The sequence below is a fragment of the Actinoplanes sp. NPDC019969 genome (assembly GCF_055562375.1).
The window spans coordinates 20,667-38,864 of the sequence record NZ_JBVHFK010000004.1 but is presented as its reverse complement, the minus strand read 5'-3'; the positions used below and the strand labels follow the sequence as shown (position 1 = coordinate 38,864).

Below are 18,198 nucleotides of genomic sequence, written 5' to 3'. Positions count from 1 at the left end.
CGTCGCCGAATGCCGGGCACCGAGGACGCAACCGTCACGAGGCGAGCGCCTCTGTAGGCGTCAGGCGCGCGGCGTGGACGGCCGGGTAGACACCGGCCACCCCGCCGATCACGATGGAGCCCGCCAGGCCGGCGAGCAGCGCCGGCAGGGGCATGACCAGCGGCCATCCCTGGTGGGTGACATAGGCCGCCGTGAGCAGCGATCCCAGCACGACGCCGGCGGCGCCGCCGAGGGCGGACAGGACGACCGCCTCGGTGAGGAACTGGGCCCGTATCTGTCCTCGGCTGCTGCCCAGAGCTCTCCGCAGTCCGATCTCGGAGCGGCGTTCGAGCACGGAGATGACCATCGTGTTGGCTACACCGACACCGCCGACCAGCAGAGCCACCGCCGCGAGGGCGAGCATGAGCACGGAGAAGGCCGACTCGGTGGCGCGTTTCGCCGCCAGCGCGTCGGAGGGCCGCGTGACGGTGACCGTGTCCGGGCGTTCGGGATGCACGGTTTCCGGCAGCACGTCCCGGACGGCCTCCACCGCGTCTTCCCTGACCCGTACGAAGATCATCGTGGGCCCGCCGCGGTAGCCGAGGGTCAGCCGTGCGGTCTCCCAGCCGACGAGCACGGAACGATCGATCTCGGGTGAGAGGGCCACCGTGTCCAGGATCCCGGTCACGATGAACGGGCGGTCGCCGATGACGACCTGCTGTCCGGGGGTGTCGAAGCCGAGCCGGACAGCCGCCACCGAGCCGAGGACGACGGCGGGATACCGCTGCTCGGCCGCGGTGAGCCAGTGCCCGGATCGGACCCGTGCGCGCAGCACGTCGAGCAGGTCGGATCGGGTGGCACGTACGGTCAGGCCCGAACCGTCGGCCGGGTCGAGGCGGTCCGAGCGGCGCACCAGTGCCGAGGTGCCGGCGACGGCGCTGACGGCGGTCACCGGGCCGATCCGCTGCACCATCGCCACCGACTCGGCGGGCAGCGTGACCGGCGGTTCCTGGCGAGCGGGGACGATCTGCAGCATGTCGGCGCCCAGAGCGGACAGCCGACGCTGGAGGGCGGCGCCGCTCGACGCGGGGATGCCGGTCACCACGACCATGGTGGCGATGCCGATGGCGATACCCAGCGCGGACAGGGCGGCCCGGGCACGCCGGGTACGGACACCGAGCAGTCCGAGTTCGAGCAGGTCCAGCGGGTTGAGCCTCATCGGTCCGACACCAGACGTCCGTCCCGGATCTCGACGCGGCGCGGTAGTGCGGCGGCGATGTCGCGGTCGTGGGTGATGACGGCGATGGAGGCGCCCTCGGCGTTCAACAGGCGCAGCAGTTCGAGCACGGCCTGCCCGTTCCGGGTGTCGAGGGCGCCCGTGGGTTCGTCCGCCAGCACGAGGTCGGGGTTGTTGACCACGGCGCGGGCGATGGCCACCCGTTGCCTCTCGCCTCCGGAGAGCTGATGAGGGCGGTGGTCGGCGCGGTGGGCCAGGCCGACGCGGGCCAGGGCCTCCCGTGCCATCGGGTGTCGCCGTCGTCGCGGTACGCCGGCGTAGAGCAGGCCGGTGGCGACATTCTCCGTCGCTGTCAGCCCACCGCTCAGATGGAACTGCTGGAACACGAAGCCGAGCCGCCGGCCGCGCATCTCCGACAGCCGGCGGTCCGAGAGGCCGGCGACGTCATCCTCGCCGACCAGCACGGTGCCCGCCGTCGGGCGGTCCAGGGTGCCCATGACGTTGAGCAGGGTCGACTTCCCGGATCCGGACGGGCCGACGATGGCCAGCAGGTCGCCTTTCCGGATCGTCAGGGAGACGCGGTCCAGAGCGGTCACGCCACCGGCATAGACCATGCTGACGTCCCGTACGGCGAGCACCTGGGTGTCGTAGACGGTCATGAGGTGGTCACCACGCGGACACCCTCGCTCACCCCGGCGCCACTGACCTCGACCAGCCCGTCGGCGAAGATCCCGGTCCTCACCCCGACCAGTGCCCCGCCGGCCACCTGGACGGCGTAGCCTCCCTCGGCCAGGGCGACCAGCGCGCCGACGGGCGCGGCCAGGACGTCACGGTGGGTCTCCCCGGGAAAGGTCACCTCGACCGGGGCGGTGTCCAGTCTCGTGACGGCGGACGGGGCGTCCAACCGGATGGTCAGGGTGAGTTTCGGCGAACCGCCGGGGTCGTCGGTGACCGCGGTCGAGACCGTGTCGACCCTTCCGGGCAGCGTCTTCCCGTCCGGTAGCCGGACCTCGACCTTGACGCCCCGTCGCATGCCCGCGGCCGCGGTGGGCTCGAGGTCGACAGTGACGACCTTGCTCGGAGAGGTGACGGTCAGGATCGCCGTCTCGGCGTCGTCACCCACCTGCGCGCTGATGCTCTCCACGCGTACCGCCTCGGGCAGCACCGCGACGTCACCGATCCCCAGGGAGCCGGAGGCGGGGAGCCCGGCATCGTCGCGCCAGCGGCTGATCGCCCGTACCAGCGACGGGGTGAGCACGTCCTCGCCCTTGCGTACCGTGACCCAGGACGTCACCGAGGCGGGCGGCGTGGCCGTCGGTACGGCGCCGGGCCCGGCTGAGCGCTCCTCCACCGACACGGTGTTCGTCTGCCGTACGCGTTCACCGGGCTTATGACGCCGCCCCACCGCATAGCCGAGAGCCTTGAGGTTCTCGGCCACCACCCGTACATCCCGTCCCACGGTGTTGACCTTGTCGAGCGTACGGAAGAGCGGGGTGCTGCCGTAGAAGAGGGGAACCGGCTCGTCGTCGATGCGGTAGAGCGTGCCGCCACGGTGCAGTGTCGTGCCCGGCGACGGCAACCAGGTGAGGATGCCGGGACGGCCGCCCTTCACGGGCCGGGCGGTCCCGTGCCCCAGCCGGCCGGACAACGCGACGCTCGTGGACATGTCGCGCCGTACGAGGTCCGCGGTGGCCAGGACCGACGGCGGTGTCGCCGGCTCATCCGCCTCGTCACGGTCGCGTGCCCACCCGGCCGCGACGAACGTCGCGCCCACGATCAGGACCGCCGCGAGCACGATCGGCAGTCTTCGGCTCCTACTCATGGTCGAGATGATGGGACCTCGACATCAGGATCCTGTTAGGCCCCGGGGAGCCCCGGGGAAGGCTGTTCGGTCACGACGGCGGTGAAGGTCGTACCGGCACCGAGTTCGCTCTCCACGGTGATGTCTCCGCCGTGCGCCTCGGCGAGCTTACGGGCGATCGACAGGCCCAGGCCGCTGCCGCCGGTGGATCGGGTGCGCGATCTGTCGGCCCGCCAGAAACGGTCGAAGACTCTGGGCAGGTCCGGCTCGGCGATCCCGTCGCCGGTATCGGCCACCGCGATCGTCAACCGGCCCGCCGCGGCGGATGCCCGAACGGTGACCGTGTCGCCCCGGTTGCTGTGCCGGATGGCGTTCGACAGCAGGTTGCCGGCGAGCTGGCGCAGCCGCACCGCATCGGCGACCACCAGAGGTTCGCCGTCGAAGGAGAGAGCCAGCGACACTCCGGCGGCCTCGGCGCCCGGGCGGTGCACCTCGAGAACCTGCTCGAGCGTGTCGTCGAGATACATCGGTTCGGGATGCATCCGCAGGCTGCCGGAGTCGGCGGCGGCCAGGTCCCGCAGATCGTCGACGATGTGTTGCAGGTGCACGGTCTCGTCGTACAGCAATGTCAGGAGCGGGCCGTCGATCGTGGCCAGACCGTCCTGTGCCGCCTCGAGCCAGTTGCGGATGTTGGTCAACGGGTTGCGCAATTCGTGCGCGACATCGTTGACCATGGCCTTGCGCTGCTCCTCGGAGTGCTCGCGGTGCTCGGCCATCTCATTGAGCGCGACCGCCAGAAGGGCGATCTCGTCCTTGCCGGTCACCGGCACACGCTTGTGCCCGCCGGGTCGCCGGGCCGCCTCGGTCAGGATCCGCAACGGCCGGACCATCCGGCCGCCGACCACGACGGTGACCAGTACGGCGAGGATCAGCACCACCGTTGTGGTGGTGCCGAGACGCACCAGGTTGCGCCGGGAGAACGGGGACACCGGCGCGGCGGCCGTGTCCCCCGGATCGGTCACGAAGAGGAGGGCGGGCGGTGCGACGTACGACTGGAGCTGGGTGTGCCGAGCGCCGCTGAGGCACTGGGCGGCCCGATCGGTCCGGTCCGGGATCGGCACGCCCTTGGCCGGGTCGACGACGGTGACGACGAGGTCCGGCGTGATCGTCACGGCCCGCTCGTCCGCACATTCGGCGATGAGCTTCCGCAACGCCTCCATCGGCGCTTGTTCGCTCCTGGTCAGATCGGGAACGAGCGAGCAGAGGTACGGCTCCTTGGCCACCCGGGTGATCGAGAGCTTCGGACGCCCATGCGGCCCCGTCGTGATGATCGCCTCGCTGCCGAAGCTTCGGACGCACTCCAGCGCCTCGTCGAGTTGCCGGCGCATCCGTTTCTGATCGTCGCCTGTCAGCCGATAGGGGCCGACCACCCGGGGATCGATGTTCTCGGTACGCCCGGTGAGCGCCAGATCCACCCACAGCGGATCAACGAGCGCGGAGGGCCGGGCGAGCTCCAGCGACGGGCCGGCCGCCGAATCGACGATCACCTCCCGCTTCTCGGTCATCAGGGTGATCCGGCGGCCCAGGGCGCGGGCCCGGTCGGCGACCAGCGGCTGGACACCCGACCAGTCGCGGTGGGTGGTGGCATGGGTGAGCATTTCGTCATAGACGCTCTTGTCGTCGCTCAGCGACTGGCCGATCTCCTGCTGGATCGTCTGCGACGTGGACTGGGCCGCCAGCCAGGACGTCGCCACGACGGCAGCGATCGCGATGGCCGCCGAGGTGGCCAGCAGGCGAAGAACCAGACTGCGATGCGGGGGTACGCGGATCACGCCGGGCCCGCGGTCAGCTTGTAGCCGATCCCGTACACCGTCACCAGCCGGACCGGCCGTTTCGGGTTGGGCTCGATCTTGCGCCGCAGGTTGAGAACGTGAACGTCGATGGTTCGTTCCACGGAGTCCCGCTCCACGCCGTTGGTGCGCTCCAGCAGTTGCGCTCGCGTGAACACCCGCTCCGGCTGCCCGGCCAGCGCGGCCAGGATCGCGAATTCCCCCGGGGTGCACTGGACCGGTTCGCCGTCGGCGTGCACCTGATGCCGGCCGATGTCGACGACGAGCTTTCCGGCCGTCAACACCGTCTCGTCCGTACGGATATGGCTGCGCCGCAGCAACGCCCGTGCCCGTGCGGTCAACTCGCGCGGACTGTAGGGCTTCGTCAGGTAGTCGTCCGCGCCACCGTCCAGGCCGGCGAGCAGATCGTCCTCGCCGGCCCGGGCCGTCAGCATCAGGATCGGGACCTCCGACTCGGCCCGCAGGACCCGGGCCACGGTCAGGCCGTCCAGTCCCGGCATCATCACGTCCAGGACCAGAAGATCCGGACTGCGGCGCCGTACGTGTTCCAGCGCGGCCAGTCCGTCATGCACCACGACCGTCTCGTAGCCCTCGGCGGTCAGATAGCGCCGGAGCACCTCCGCCTGGCTCCTGTCGTCCTCCGCCACCAGCAGATATCCGCCCACGGCGAAGACCATAACGGGGTTCCGGACAGCCGCCCGCAAACCTAAACGGTTCCTGACATCACCCCGGCGGTGCCGTCGAGGTCAGTTCGCGAAAGCCTGCCGACGGCACGCCTGCATCTTCTCCGAACCGAAGTCGCCGTTCGGGCCGACCTCGGTGATGCCGAACTGACCGGTCTGCGGGTCGGGGGCGGTCAGCTTGTAGCCCGCAGCCTGGGCACACCGATACCACTCGCGCTGGTTGTCCTTGAATTCGGTCGGGTCGGTACGCAACTGATGCTGCTCGACCGATTCCGGCTGCCGCGACTCGCAGGCCCTCCACGCGGCCGCGTCATCTTCGGACTCGATGCGACCCAGATCCTCGGCGGTGCCGCCTTTCTGAATCAGCCCCACGGCCGCGGCCGGGTTCTTTACGCCCTCCTTCGTCAAGCAGTCGGCCCACGGCTTGGCGATCGCCGCGACCTGATCGTCGGTGGCATCGATTGGATACACCGGTCGCTGATCGCTGCCGGCCGCACCGGAAGGCGCCGCCCCGCTCTGCAGGGTGGCCACCGGCGGCGCGTCCTTCACACCGCTCTCGCTGGAACAGCCGGTGAGCAGAAGGGCGAGGCCGGCGGTCGCCACGAAGAAGCGCTTTCGATATGACATGACGGCCACCCTCGCAAAGTGATGTTCAGATCTTGCTAGCGGACACCACAGTTGTGGAGATCGTCCGTGTCGACTTCGTGCGAAGCTCCGATCTGACCTCCCGCGGCCCTTCAGCCTGGTGGTGCCGCATCCAACGCCGACAGTTGCGGGACGCCGACCTGGCGGGTGTACTCGGCGTCGAGGGCGCGTTTGATCCCCCGAAGGCGTTCCGGATCCCGTTCGCCGATCAGCCGGCAGATCTCCAGCAGCGGGCCCAGTTCCATTGCGGGCTGCGGGATGCCCTGGAACTCCTGGTGCACCGACGGCGCCTCGCCGGTCGGCCACGGGGCGGCGGTGACATTGCCCGCCATCCGGTGCAGCGAGCGGACCCGCAGGATGAAGCCCTCCCACGCGGACAGCATCTTGATGCGCAACAGGCCGACCAGGTCGTCCCGCAGCATTCTCAGGTCCCGCCACGCCGAGTCGTACGCGCCGATCAGCCGGTCGGCCCGGCCGGATCGCCACCGGTAGCCGAGCTGCCGGCGGCGCAGCCGCCGCCGAGCCCTGGAGACGTCGTCGGCGGGCCTGTCGTCCGCGGCGATCTTCACGGCCATGGCGCCGACCGTGAGCAGCAGAATCAGCGCCATGACCGGCGCCACCTGGTAGCCCTCCTCGGGCGGGGCCGCCGAAATCGCCCGGATTCCGGCCCAGACCGCGATCACAGCGAGCAGAAACATCACGAACACCACGGGCAGCAGCCACCAGGCGAGCCGGATCAGCCAATGGCCGACGGCGCCCAGTACCGCGCGCGCACGCCCCTGGCCTTCGATCTTCTCCCGCTTGCGGAAGGCCGCTTCCTTCCAGGCCCTCAGCGACCGCATCAGCAGATCCGCGCCGGTCGCGATCACCACCGCCAGTACCAGGCCGGGCACGATCGCCGCAACCGTCTCGACCGTGGTGAAGACTCCCTTCGCCCCGCCCGCGTCGCCGTCGCCGGTCTGCGAGGACAGATAGCGGAAGACCTGGCTGAAATACCAGGCGTCGAACAGGCCGATGCCGATCACCACCGGCCAGCGCACCCGCCGCAGCCATGCCGGTCGCCGCCGGCTGCCCGTCGCCGCCTGCTCGGTGCGGGCCACCTCGGCGGCGCTGGCGGCGACCCGCCGTTCGGCCAGCGAGGTGCGCATCATGTTCAAGTGCCGCTCCGCGCGCTCGTACGCGGTGGTCGCCGCGTGCCGGCGCTCCACCAGCCGCGGGTCGGTCCGGACGGTCTCGTACCCGTCGCGGACCGCCACCAGCAGCGACCGCATCTCGGCCGCGTCGACCTCGGTGGCGTCCCGCTCGCCCACTTCGGCCTGCTTGGCGACGAGTTCACGTACCCCGCAGACGCAACCGCCGGGGCACTGGCCGAAGAGGTCGCGCGACTCACCCCGGGAAACCTCAGTCATCTGTCTCCGCCTCAGGTGTAGACAAGGATCTCGACCCGCCGGTTACAGGCCATCGCGATCAGGTCGGGTGCACCCGCGCGGTACTCCGGTCCGCACTTCGGACGGTCGGACGCGTACCCGTTCGTCGTGATGCCGGTGAAATTCCGGGCGCGCAGCTTGCCTGCCACCGCGTCGGCCCGGTTCTTGGAGAGCGTGCGGTTGTGTTCCGGCGTGCCTCGTGAGTCGGTGTGGCCGTTGACCTCGATGCGCTTCGGGCGCAGTGTCGGCAGGAAGTCGTAGACCCGCTGCAGCGACTCCTGCGAGCGGTCGGGCGACAACTGGTACGAGTCGGTGTCGAACAGCAGAGACGACGGCACCGACAGCACCATCGGGTTGTCCTTCCTGATCTCCAGCTCCGGCATCTTCACCTCGTTGTCGGCCGGCGGTTTCGTCCCGGGCGCGTCGACCGGGGTGGGTTTCGCCGAGTCGGGCTCCTCACAGGTCGCCTTGGTCGCGTCGCACAGCGACTTCCACAGGGCGGCGATCCAGGTGCGCTGTGGTGTCTTGATGTCCGGCCAGCCCGCCGCCGCGTTGCCCACCCCGATGAAATGCACGGTGTACGACGCGTCCAGCCTGGGCAGCTCCGGCGCGCAGCCGGCGACGATGTCCTTGATCGCGGTGCGGTCGCCCATCGGGGCGGCGCGCAGGTCGGCGCAGCCGGTGTTGGCCAGACCGTCGGTGGCCAGGTAGATCGACTTGGGGCCGGCCCACTTCCGGACGTACTCGGCGCCCTCGGCCAGCGCGCGCAGCACGTCCGACTGTGGCTTGGACGGCGCGACCGTCATCATCTCCGCCAGCTCGTCGGTGAGGCATCGGCGTGCGGCCTTGAAGTCGTTCCTGGTGCGGTTCGCATCGGTGCTCTTGGCCGGCGTCAACTTCGTGGACTGCCAATCGACCGCGCCGCCGAACCGGCCCATCGCCACCAGGTCGGCGCCGTTGCCCGGCAGGTGGGCGGCCAGCTTGGCATCCCAGTCGTTGCGCCGGGACTGGTCAGGGCGGTCGGACGCCGACGCTGAGCCGTCCGCCAGCAGCACCGTGACGCTGGCCGGTTCGGCGTTGCCGGCGGGCTCGGCGAGCAGCGCGGGACAGCGGTCGGCCGGCTCGCTGCTGCCGAGCCAGCTCTCCACCGAGCATCCGCCCGCCACCAGGGCCATCGCCAGCAGGAACGGCATCGCCGCGTGCCGGACCGGGTTCATCGGATCTGCTCCTCGGAGTCGTCGAACAGGGAGTCGCCGCCGGTCGGGGGCGGTGCGATACCGAGCAGTTCGTGGGTCTTGCGCAGGGCGCTGTCGGTGGACAGCGCGAACTCCAGCAGGTCCATCCGCTCGTTGCCGATGGTCACCGCGGACACCATGTCGACGAGCTTCTCCGCCTCGTCCTTGCGGTCCTTGCGCAGCGTGAAGAGGGTCTGCGCGGCCGAGGTCGGCTGCAGAGCCATGTGTACGGCGTACGGCGTGTTCCACTCGGGAAGGCCGTCCTTGATGAACCTGCTCCACACCTCACGGAGTTCACCGAGTCGCAGTGCTGCCTGCTCGCTGTGCTCGTATCGAGCCTCCAGCTGGATCTGCTCCTCGACGGTCTGCCGCTGCAGGGTACGCACCTTGTCCGGCATGTCGACCCGGACCCGGGCGGTGCACTGCAGCGTGATGCCGTAGTCGCCGGGGACACCGACCAGCGTCCGGCGGATCGCCGCGTCGATCTGCTCGGCCACCCGCGGTTCGGCCGCACCCGGCCGGTGGATCGGGTATTTCCGGGCCTCCGGCCGGGCCACGGACCTTATCTCGGCTTCGAGGTCGGGCAGCCGGCCGTCGATCACGGTCTGCAGCCGGTCGGGATTCTGCTGCCCGGTGGCGCACAGGCACATCTCCACGGTGATCGTGAAGTTGTAGGCGTCGCCCTTCGCGGGCGTCTCGAACGTCAGGGTCCTGGTCCGGTTGGCGCCGTCGGTCGGCGGAAAGTACGGCGGCGGTGTGGAGGTGTCGCCGTGCGGGGCGTCGTCGAGCAGGCCACGGACGACTCTGCTGAACCAGCGGCGGATCCGGCCGCCGCGCGGCTGAGAGGGATCGGTCATCGTTTCTCCTGGTCAGGTGGCTTGGCGGAGCCTTCGGGCTTTCGGCGGGCGTCGCGGAAGGCCCAGATCTCCCGGTGGAAGTCGAGGTGACGGCCGATGTCGGGGCTCCTGGCGCACAGATCGGCGACGAGCCGGTCGACGGCCGCCACGACGGAGCCGCTGCTGTCGTCGCCACGCAGGTCACGGGCCTGGTCGAGCCAGCGGTGCAGCGCCTCCCAGGACGCTTCGTCACGGTTGTCCGAGCCGAGGGCGTTCAGCCAGAGCGTGAGCACCTCCCGGTAGGTGCTCTCCTGTACCGCGGACAGCTCCACGAGCAGCGGCCAGGGCCCGGAACCGTCCTTGCGGGACAGCTCGATCAGCCCGCGGGCCGAGGCCCGGCGCCAGCGCCAGTTGGGGATACGGGCCCAGGCGGCCAAGGCGTGCAGCACCTTCTCCTGGGCGCCGGCGTTGAAGACGTCGATCAGCGCCCGCTGGACGATGTTGGCCAGCTGCTGTTCGGCGTGTTCGGCCATCTTGCGCCGGCCGTCGTAGCGGAAGATCCGGGCGCCGGCCACCTCACGCATCCGCGTCAGAGCCTCGTCCGGGTCCTTCGCCCCGAGGAACGTGCCGTACGCGGCGACGGCCGCCGCGAGCAGGGCCGGGTTGTTGCTGTTGGCCCAGCCACGGACGTGACCGCGTACGCGTTTGGCGAACTGGCCCTCGGCGGCGATGGCGAGCGCCTCCAGCGCCAGGGCACATGACTCCCGGGTGCGGAAGCGGCCGTCCAGCGCCCATACCTGCAGTACCTCGCGCATGACGACGTCGAAGTCGTAGCACGCGAGCTGGGCGACAGCCTGTGCGGCCTTGACGCGGACCCGTTTGTGCGGGTGATCGCCGAGACCGTAGAGCCAGGGGAGGAGGATGTCGCGCTCGCCGACGTGGTCCTCCCAGATCGCCTTGAGAAGCATGATCGGCAGCCGCGGGTGGACCAGCCGTACGGTGCGCCCTGATCCCTCCTTGCCGGGCGGGCCGAGCGTGATGGAACCCGGCCACCGCTCCGGGCCGTGGAACCAGTCGACCTTCGGCACCTCGGTCTGCACGCCGGTCGGCTTGTGCATCTCGGCCAGGCGTACGGCCTCGCGGGCCACCGTGCCGGCCGCGAGGTCCGTCATCACCGTGGTGGCGACCAGCAGGATCCGATCCCAGAGCTCGCTCTCCTGCAGCTCCTTGCGGGCCCTCCCGAGCATGTCGTCGTTGTCACCGGACAGCAGGTCGCCGTCGGCCACGTCGTCGTCGGTGTCGTTGATGACGGCGGTGGCCAGGCCGGCCGCGTCCCGCGGGGTGCGGCAGGCCTGGAGCCGGTCACGCACGATCCGCAGGTTGAGGAGTTCGGCGATCCGGGTGGCGTCGAACCGCTGCTCCAGGTGCCGCCGAAAAACCTCCTGCGGCGTCGGCGGCTGGTAGGCCACCGTCCACGCGTCGCGCAACGCCCCGCCGTCCGGTTCCGCCGGGCTCACCACGATCAGGATGCTGTCCCGGTCGCGTAGCGCTTCCTCGACCGCGCCGAACCAGCGCCACTCCGGCGGCCCCGCGTCGGGCGCGAGGGTGAGGATGAGCGCCTTACGCTCGGGAAGCGACTTGCGGTCGATCGTCGCCAGCCCTTGGTCGGAGGCGAGGATACGGACATTGCCGGCGACCGGCAGCTTGCGGTCCTTGAGGTGCTGGATGCCCGCTGCGATCGCGGACGTGGTGCGACCCGTTCCCGGTGTCCCGAACAGGCACTGGAGTGGGGCGGCCGACAGCGCGCTCAGCAGCGGCCGCAGGGACGGCGACGGCACGTAGGACCTGCCCAGCTTCCGCAGGATCGTGCCGGGGATGGCGCCATGCCTCGGTAGCGGGGAGAACTCGCCACCGAAAAAGCTCATCTGTTCGGCCTGGTAGTTCCGGCTCTGATCGCCGGTGTCGATCTTCCACATCTGACGGATGCCGCGCATCCGGTCGCCGCGGGCCGCGTCGTCCTCTTCGGTATCCGGCTCCGGATCGGCGTCCTCGAGCTTGTTCGGCGGTTCGCCGGGCGGTTCCGGCCCGGCCGGCTCGCCCAGCGCGGCCGGTCCCGGTGCCTCGGTCTCGTCAGCGGAAGCCAGCCGCTCGGGCTCCGGGGCCTCCGTGGCGGGCTGCTCCGCGCTCTCCTCGGGCTCGGACATCACTTGTCCGGCCTTTGGTGAAAGGTCATCTGTTCGGCCGTGTAGAACTCGGCGTTGTCTCCGCTGTTGTTGATCGAAAACTTGCTTCCTGAAGGCTCCTGTTTCTTCGCCGGCTCCTCATCGGAACCGTAAGCGGCGTAGTCGGACTCGTCGAGCTTGAGTTCGTCGTCGTCGTTCAAGATGCGATTCCTCAAATCCTTGAGCTCGCTCACGCTGTCGTAACCCCCCCAGTTCGCCCATGGCGTTCTCGTAGCGTTCGAATGCGGCGACCGCACCGGGTGTGCGGCCGGCCCGGAAGAGCGCGATCATGTGGAGCCTGGCGAGGTCGGCGTCGGTCGCACCGTCCTCCTCGGCGGTGAGTCCGTCGAGTTCGGCGAGCAGCCTCCGGTGCCTGCCGCACCTCAGCTCCGCCTCGATGCACAACAGCCGTACGTCCCGGAACTGTTGCTGCAGTGGACGGGTCAGCGGGTCGAGCCGGGCGTCGGCCGATTCCAGGGGGGTGCCGCCTCGCAGGCCGCCGGCGCCGGGCCACTCCGCGAGCGCCTTTCGGCCCAGCCGGGCGGTCAGGCCGGGATCTTCCGGGAACGCCGCCTCGGCGCGGGCCTTGAGCGCGGTGAACCGGTGCTTGTCCACCTGCTCGGGCTTGACCAGGAGCTGGTAGCCGGTGTTCCGGGTCGTCTTCAGCAGCGTGCGCCCGTCCGGTACCCGGTCAAGGGCTGCCCGGGCTCCCTTGGCACAGGTCTGCAGGGCGTCGTCCGGGTCGGCGGGCTCTTCTCCGCGGTCCCACAGGTAGCCGATGAGTTTGTCTTTCGCGATGAGGCCGAGATCGCAGGCCAGGATGCCCAGGAATACTCGTGGCCTCTTGTCGGGAATGGGGATGACCTGGCCTTCGTATGTCATGGTCACCGGTCCGAGAATGCTGATGGAGAGCGACAAACGGACAACCTCCGGATTCACGGGAATTCGCCACGGACAGGTGGCGCAGAGTTTTCCTCAACAGCGCAGGACCCCCCTGAAGAGGAGAATGAAAATGTTCGCGAAGAAGACGGTGGCCCCGGAGTTCCGCGTCGGCTGCGAGGGCGGCAGCACCTGCGTCGAGGTCGGCTTCATGGCGTACGTCCGGGACTCGAAGGACCCGAACGGCCCGGTGCTCGGCTTCACCGAGACCGAATGGCGGGAGTTCACCGCCGCGGTCAAGCGGGGTGAGTTCGACCTCGCCTGAGTGATCGGGTGCTGGGGCGGGCCCGCCGCCCCAGCACCCCTTCGGCCGGCCGTCGTTCATGCGGATCGCCGCATCTCGTCGGCCAGCGAGCGAAGGAAGCCACGGGCCTCGTCGTCACGGATCGCGTTGCGGGCGAGGGATTCCCAACGGCGGCGGTAGGCCGCCACGTCCGCACCGACCAGCACCTGAAGGTTGCCGTGCACCATCTCGACGTTCACGAACTCCTCGCGTTGCTCGTTCTTGGGTTCGTAGACGGTGAAGGCATGGGAGTGGGGCACCACGGCCTGGTCGGCCTGTGGCAGCAGCCCGACCGTGACGTTGCTGAGCGTGCTCAGCGAGCTGACCCGGTCGAGTTGGGCGACGAGCAGCGAGAGGGGTCCGGGGCGCCAGCGCAGCGCGCCCTCGGTGATCAGGAACTCGAACGCGCACGACTCGTCGAACAGCAGCAGTTGCCGGTCGAGGCGGGCGGCGATGGCGGCGGCGAGTTCATCCTTCGCGTACGGCCTCTCCTCGAACATCTCGAAGACGCGGCGGGCGTACCCCGCCGTTTGCATGAGGCCGGGCACGACGGAGGGCTGGAAGATCAGGATGCGGCGGGCGTCCCGCTCGGTCTCCTCGATCTGATCCTGGATGTGCGCCCGTCCGGGCAGCTCCGTGCGCCAGCGCAGCACGTTGGTGTGCGTCGCCTCGGTGAGAGCGAGCAGGAACTCGCGGACGTCGTCGCCGGCCTCGACGGCGTCGGCCCAAGCCCGCACCTCGGGCAGGGACGGCACGGCGGATCCGCTCTCGATCCGGGACACCTTGGACTGGCTGATGTCGATCCGCTGGGCGAGGTCGCGCCCGGAGAGACCGGAGATGGAGCGGGCGCGCTTCAGCTCCTCGGCGAGGCGCTGCCGGCTCTCACCGAGGGTCCAGGCGGAAAACGGCCCGTTCACCGGCCCTCCGATGTCCCACGAAGAAGAAGATGGCGTCCGGCCGAGTGTGATGCCGAACGATTCATTAGAAGATCCATTATGGAGGAGTGATTCACTGTGACCCATCTTGATGCAGGCTGTCAATCGCCGACGAGATTGATCATCATGATCACCTGCTGCGGTCGGGCCGGAACGCCCGGGGTTCCCGCGATCAACTGGATGAGGTGCGCGAACGGCGCATCCGGGAGTGGCGGATCGACTCGCCGCCCCCGACGGATCTCCGGGCGCGTTCCGATCATCGCCGCGATCATCACGGCAGCTGGGGCCGTGATCGCGGCGGTCGTCGCCGGAGCGTTCAGCCTATTCGGCTGATCGTGCCGCCGGCACCCGTCACGGCCGCGAACCGGCAGTCGTGGCCGTGACGGTGGCCCGTCCTGATTCGGCCGGCACGGAAGCGGTGACTGAGGAGGGAATCGCTCACAGGGAGAATGATGAACGCGGGCAGTGCCGCCGAGAACTCGCTGATCCGGCTGAATGCGACGGCGAACGCCGGAAAGACCGGACGGACGAATTAACCCGATCGGGCTCGGCCAGGTCGTGATCGATGCACGTCGTCGCTGGCCGCATCACTCCCGGTTCGGCCGGGTCACATAGCGCGGACGATCAGCGGCTCGCCGTTTTGTCGTACCCGGGCAGTAGGTTGCGCGGCGTGGAACAGACGGTGATGGATCACGGGGTGGCGTCGGAGGACACGTTCGTCATGCCGGACGCCTGGCTGAAGCACGTGCATCCGCGGCGCGGCGGCGCCACGACGCTGCCGTTCGTGGCCGACCCGGAGGCTTGCGCCCGGATCGACCGGATCCTTGCCGAGCGGCGGGAGGCGGTGGCCCGGGTCCTCACCGCCGTCTCCACACCGGAGGAGGTCCGGGTGGCGGCCGCGGCGTGGCTCGCCGGAGGCGCCGACCCGCTGGGGGCGGCGACGGCGGCGGTGATCATCCAGCGTGGTGGCGGAGTGGACGGGGCCACGCTGGCAGACGCGTGGATCGACCGGCACGGGCTCCGGTTCGCGGCGCTCGCCGCGGTCGAGATGGCGACGCTGCTGTTCGTGGACGACGGGCTGCCGCCCGGCTGGCACCGCGCACCCACCGCCGAGCCCGGTGTCCGGCGCCGGCTGCCGGCCGACCGTCACGACGATCCGCTACCGGGCCTCGGGCAGCTGCTGAGGGTTCGGGCAGCGCTCGCGTCCGCGCCGGAAGGGGAGTTCGCAGAGGTTCTCGCCGCGCTGACCGTCCACCGTGCGGGGCCGGCACATGCCCGGGCCGCGTGCTCGGTGCTGGTTCCCCGGGCGGACTGGGTGGAGCGCGACGTCGCCGATACGCTGTCCACCCGAGATCACCGCAGGGTCGCGATGCTGCTCTACGCGGTGACGGACGCCGCCCAGGCCGCCGCGCTCGCCCGCATGATCAACTTTTTCGAGGCGAGCGCCGACGATCTGGTGATCACCCTCGTCGACGGTGTGGGGCCGGCCATCGCGCCCGTGCTGTTCTATTGGATCGACGACGAGCACGCCGGCCACCTCTCGACCGGCGCCGTGCCGCGTCTGCTCTCGACCCTGGCCGCGTTGCCGGGTGACGAGGTCATGCGCGGTCTGCTGTCCCGTTCCTTCCGGCGCAACGTCAAAGCGGCCCTGCTGAAGTCGATGGCGCGCTATCCGGCCCGGGCCGTCCGCGTCCTCGCCGAGGCCGGCGACGAGCTGCTCCGCGTGCACGTGATCAACCACCTCGACCTGGCCGGCCGCGTCGTGCCGCTGCTCGGCCCGGAGGCCGCCGCGCGGGTGCGGGCCGTCGTGGCGACCCGCGACGAGATGGCGACCGCCCCGCCGTCCGCGATGCCGCCGGTGCTGGCCGACCCACCGTGGCAGACCCGGAGGAAGGGCGCCCGGCCACCCGTCGTCCCCGGTCTCACCTGCACCGAGACGGCGCGGGTGCACTGGCTTCCGGGCGAACGGCAGGAGTGGGCGGAAAAGGCCGACTGGTACCGGGACGAGCCCGCGACCGACTGGTCCGCCCTCGCCGACCGGGTGATCAACGGAACCCGCCGTTGGTCGGACGATCCCGCCCGGTTCTTCACCCGCGCACCGGAGGACGCGGTGCGCGCGGTGCTCACCCGGTGGAAGCCGCGCGCCGACTATCACTCGGACCGGTGGCTCGCGGTCGCCGCGGCCCGCCTCGGCACCGATCTCCTGCCCGCGCTGCTGACCGTGGCCCGGGCGTCACCGGCCGACCACGCCCCGCTGCTGATGCCGTTCACCTCACCCGAGGTGGCAGCACAGATGGCGGACTGGTCGGCGCGGCTCAAGTCGATGCGCCGTACCACCCGGGAGTGGCTGCTGCGGCATCCGGCAGCCGCCGCTCGCGCCCTCGTCCCGGCAGCGCTGGGCAAGGCCGGCAATGCCCGCCGCCAAGCCGAGCGCGCCCTGCTCGTCCTACGCGACCACGGCCTCGCCGAGCAGATCCGGGAAGCCGCCGCCGGATACGGCCCGGAGGCCGCCGCCGGAATCGAAGCGCTGCTCACCGCCGACCCGCTGATGGCCCTCCCGAGCCGGATGCCCACGCCGCCGCAGTGGGCCGCGCCCGGCCTGCTCCCACGGGTGCGGCTGCGGGACGGCTCCGGGGCCCTGCCCGCCGACGCGGGCGCCGACCTCGTCCGGATGCTGATGATCTCCCGGCCCGACGACCCGTACGCCGGACTCGACCTGGTCCGCCAGGCCGTCGAACCGGCGGACCTCGCCGAGTTCGGCTGGGCGCTGTTCGAGCTGTGGCAGTCCACCGGAGGCCCCGCCAAGGACGGCTGGGTGCTCGACGCGGTCGCGCTGACCGGCAACGACGAGATCGCCGGCCGGATCACGCCGCTGATCATGACCTGGCCCACCGAGGGATGGCACGCCAAAGCGGTCGCCGGGCTGTCCGTCCTGGTCGGCATCGGCACCGACGGGGCGCTCATGCACCTGCACCGCATCTCGCAGAAGGCCAGGTCCACGCCCCTTCGCCGCGCGGCCGCCGATCGGATCGCCGAGGTCGCGGACGCGCTCGGGCTCACCGCGGAGCAACTGGCCGACCGGTTGGTCCCCGACTTCGGGTTGGACGCCGACGGCAGCCTGCGGCTGGACTACGGGCCGCGGTGGTTCGTGGTCGGATTCGACGAGCAGTTGCGGCCGTACGCCGCCGACAGTGCCGGTAAACGACTCAAAGCGCTGCCCAAGCCGGGAGCCCGGGACGACGCGGACCTGAGCGAGGCCGCCTACCAGCGTTTCGCCGCCCTGAAGCGGGAGGTACGCAAGATCTCCGCCGAGCAGATCCGCCGCCTGGAACGGGCCATGGTCGACGGCAGGCGCTGGACGGGAGCGGAGTTCCGGCGCCTGTTCGCCGGCCATCCGCTGATGTGGCACATCGGGCGGCGGCTCGTCTGGGCACGCTTCGGCGCGGACGGCGCCGTGGTCTCCACGCTGCGCATCGCCGAGGACCGCAGCTTCGCGGGCGTCGACGACGAACTCGCCGAGGTGGGCGACGACGACGTGCTGGGGGTCGCGCACCCCGTACACCTGGGCGACGACGCCACCGGGTGGTCCGAGGTGTTCGCCGACTACGAGATCCTGCAGCCGTTTCCGCAGCTCGGCCGGCCGGTGTACGCGTTCACCGAGACCGAGCGTGCGGCCGGGCGGCTGGAACGCTTCGAAGGCGTCACCGTGGCGACCACCAAGGTGATCATGCTGGACCGGCGTGGCTGGAACCGGCAGGAGGCGCTGAACGCCGGGATCCGGCACGGCTTCGACCGGCCGGCCGGCCCGGGCAAGGTCCTGACCGTCCAGCTCGATCCGGGGATCGTCGGGCAGGTCGGTTACGAAGCCGAGCAGACCCTGACCGCGGTCTACCTGCACGACGGCGGTCATGGGGATGTCACCGGCGCCAGGACCCTTCCGCTCGGCGGTGTGGACCCGGTCATCGCCTCGGAGGTGCTGCGGGACCTGACCGACGTCACCACCTGACGGCTACCGCCCCGGCTTCGTCGCCGCTCGCGGGGACGGCACCGACTTGTCCGGGTCGTCAGTTTCGGCCCAGGTCACCAGCCGCCGCCGTTGTCGAGCAGGGCCGCGGGAGGCCGTGGC

The 18,198-nt window shown here is 70.5% G+C and carries 15 protein-coding genes; 2 read left to right on the top strand and 13 right to left on the bottom strand.

Annotated features, from left to right (window positions below; all coding sequences use genetic code 11):
* Positions 1 to 34 precede the first annotated feature (34 nt).
* The 11 genes from ACZ3II_RS13610 to ACZ3II_RS13560 form a co-directional block, all read right to left on the bottom strand.
* The gene (locus tag ACZ3II_RS13610; protein WP_465517946.1) at positions 35 to 1,198 is read right to left on the bottom strand and encodes an ABC transporter permease; all 1,164 of its coding nucleotides are present in this window, start codon (positions 1,196 to 1,198) and stop codon (positions 35 to 37) included.
* Complete coding sequence (locus tag ACZ3II_RS13605; RefSeq protein WP_465517945.1) at positions 1,195 to 1,875, bottom strand: ABC transporter ATP-binding protein; 681 nt, start codon at positions 1,873 to 1,875, stop codon at positions 1,195 to 1,197. The genes ACZ3II_RS13610 and ACZ3II_RS13605 overlap by 4 nt, the downstream gene beginning before the upstream one ends.
* Positions 1,872 to 3,038, bottom strand: a complete 1,167-nt coding sequence (locus tag ACZ3II_RS13600; RefSeq protein WP_465517944.1) for an efflux RND transporter periplasmic adaptor subunit — start codon at positions 3,036 to 3,038, stop codon at positions 1,872 to 1,874. The genes ACZ3II_RS13605 and ACZ3II_RS13600 overlap by 4 nt, the downstream gene beginning before the upstream one ends.
* 35 nt (positions 3,039 to 3,073) lie before the next feature.
* The gene (locus ACZ3II_RS13595; protein ID WP_465517943.1) at positions 3,074 to 4,849 is read right to left on the bottom strand and encodes a sensor histidine kinase; all 1,776 of its coding nucleotides are present in this window, start codon (positions 4,847 to 4,849) and stop codon (positions 3,074 to 3,076) included.
* Complete coding sequence (locus ACZ3II_RS13590) at positions 4,846 to 5,532, bottom strand: response regulator (RefSeq protein WP_465517942.1); 687 nt, start codon at positions 5,530 to 5,532, stop codon at positions 4,846 to 4,848. Before ACZ3II_RS13590 ends, ACZ3II_RS13595 begins: the two co-directional genes overlap by 4 nt.
* 81 nt (positions 5,533 to 5,613) lie before the next feature.
* On the bottom strand, positions 5,614 to 6,177 hold the full coding sequence (locus tag ACZ3II_RS13585) for a hypothetical protein (protein ID WP_465517941.1): 564 nt from the start codon (positions 6,175 to 6,177) through the stop codon (positions 5,614 to 5,616).
* A 110-nt stretch (positions 6,178 to 6,287) separates the two neighbouring features.
* On the bottom strand, positions 6,288 to 7,604 hold the full coding sequence (locus ACZ3II_RS13580; protein ID WP_465517940.1) for a hypothetical protein: 1,317 nt from the start codon (positions 7,602 to 7,604) through the stop codon (positions 6,288 to 6,290).
* 11 nt (positions 7,605 to 7,615) lie between these two features.
* Entirely contained in the window at positions 7,616 to 8,839 is a 1,224-nt protein-coding gene (locus tag ACZ3II_RS13575; protein WP_465517939.1) for an OmpA family protein, read from the bottom strand.
* Positions 8,836 to 9,714 carry a hypothetical protein gene (locus ACZ3II_RS13570; protein ID WP_465517938.1) on the bottom strand — a complete coding sequence of 293 codons (879 nt, stop codon included), beginning with the start codon at positions 9,712 to 9,714 and terminating at the stop codon, positions 8,836 to 8,838. Before ACZ3II_RS13570 ends, ACZ3II_RS13575 begins: the two co-directional genes overlap by 4 nt.
* The gene (locus ACZ3II_RS13565; protein ID WP_465517937.1) at positions 9,711 to 11,897 is read right to left on the bottom strand and encodes a hypothetical protein; all 2,187 of its coding nucleotides are present in this window, start codon (positions 11,895 to 11,897) and stop codon (positions 9,711 to 9,713) included. The genes ACZ3II_RS13570 and ACZ3II_RS13565 overlap by 4 nt, the downstream gene beginning before the upstream one ends.
* A gap of 117 nt (positions 11,898 to 12,014) precedes the next feature.
* The gene (locus ACZ3II_RS13560) at positions 12,015 to 12,797 is read right to left on the bottom strand and encodes an AfsR/SARP family transcriptional regulator (RefSeq protein WP_465518397.1); all 783 of its coding nucleotides are present in this window, start codon (positions 12,795 to 12,797) and stop codon (positions 12,015 to 12,017) included.
* 130 nt (positions 12,798 to 12,927) lie between these two features.
* Between ACZ3II_RS13560 and ACZ3II_RS13555 the strand changes: the two genes are divergently transcribed.
* Positions 12,928 to 13,119 (top strand): DUF397 domain-containing protein, encoded by a 192-nt coding sequence (locus ACZ3II_RS13555; protein ID WP_465517936.1) that lies wholly within the window; start codon positions 12,928 to 12,930, stop codon positions 13,117 to 13,119.
* Positions 13,120 to 13,175: 56 nt separating this feature from the next.
* On the opposite strand, the gene ACZ3II_RS13550 is transcribed toward ACZ3II_RS13555, so the two are convergent.
* Both ACZ3II_RS13550 and ACZ3II_RS13545 read right to left on the bottom strand, forming a co-directional pair.
* Positions 13,176 to 14,054: a helix-turn-helix domain-containing protein gene (locus ACZ3II_RS13550; protein ID WP_465517935.1), complete on the bottom strand. Its 879-nt coding sequence runs from the start codon at positions 14,052 to 14,054 to the stop codon at positions 13,176 to 13,178.
* 119 nt (positions 14,055 to 14,173) lie between these two features.
* On the bottom strand, positions 14,174 to 14,344 hold the full coding sequence (locus ACZ3II_RS13545) for a hypothetical protein (protein WP_465517934.1): 171 nt from the start codon (positions 14,342 to 14,344) through the stop codon (positions 14,174 to 14,176).
* A gap of 398 nt (positions 14,345 to 14,742) precedes the next feature.
* On the opposite strand from ACZ3II_RS13545, the gene ACZ3II_RS13540 reads away from it, so the two are divergent.
* Complete coding sequence (locus ACZ3II_RS13540) at positions 14,743 to 18,078, top strand: DUF4132 domain-containing protein (protein WP_465517933.1); 3,336 nt, start codon at positions 14,743 to 14,745, stop codon at positions 18,076 to 18,078.
* Positions 18,079 to 18,198 lie beyond the last annotated feature (120 nt).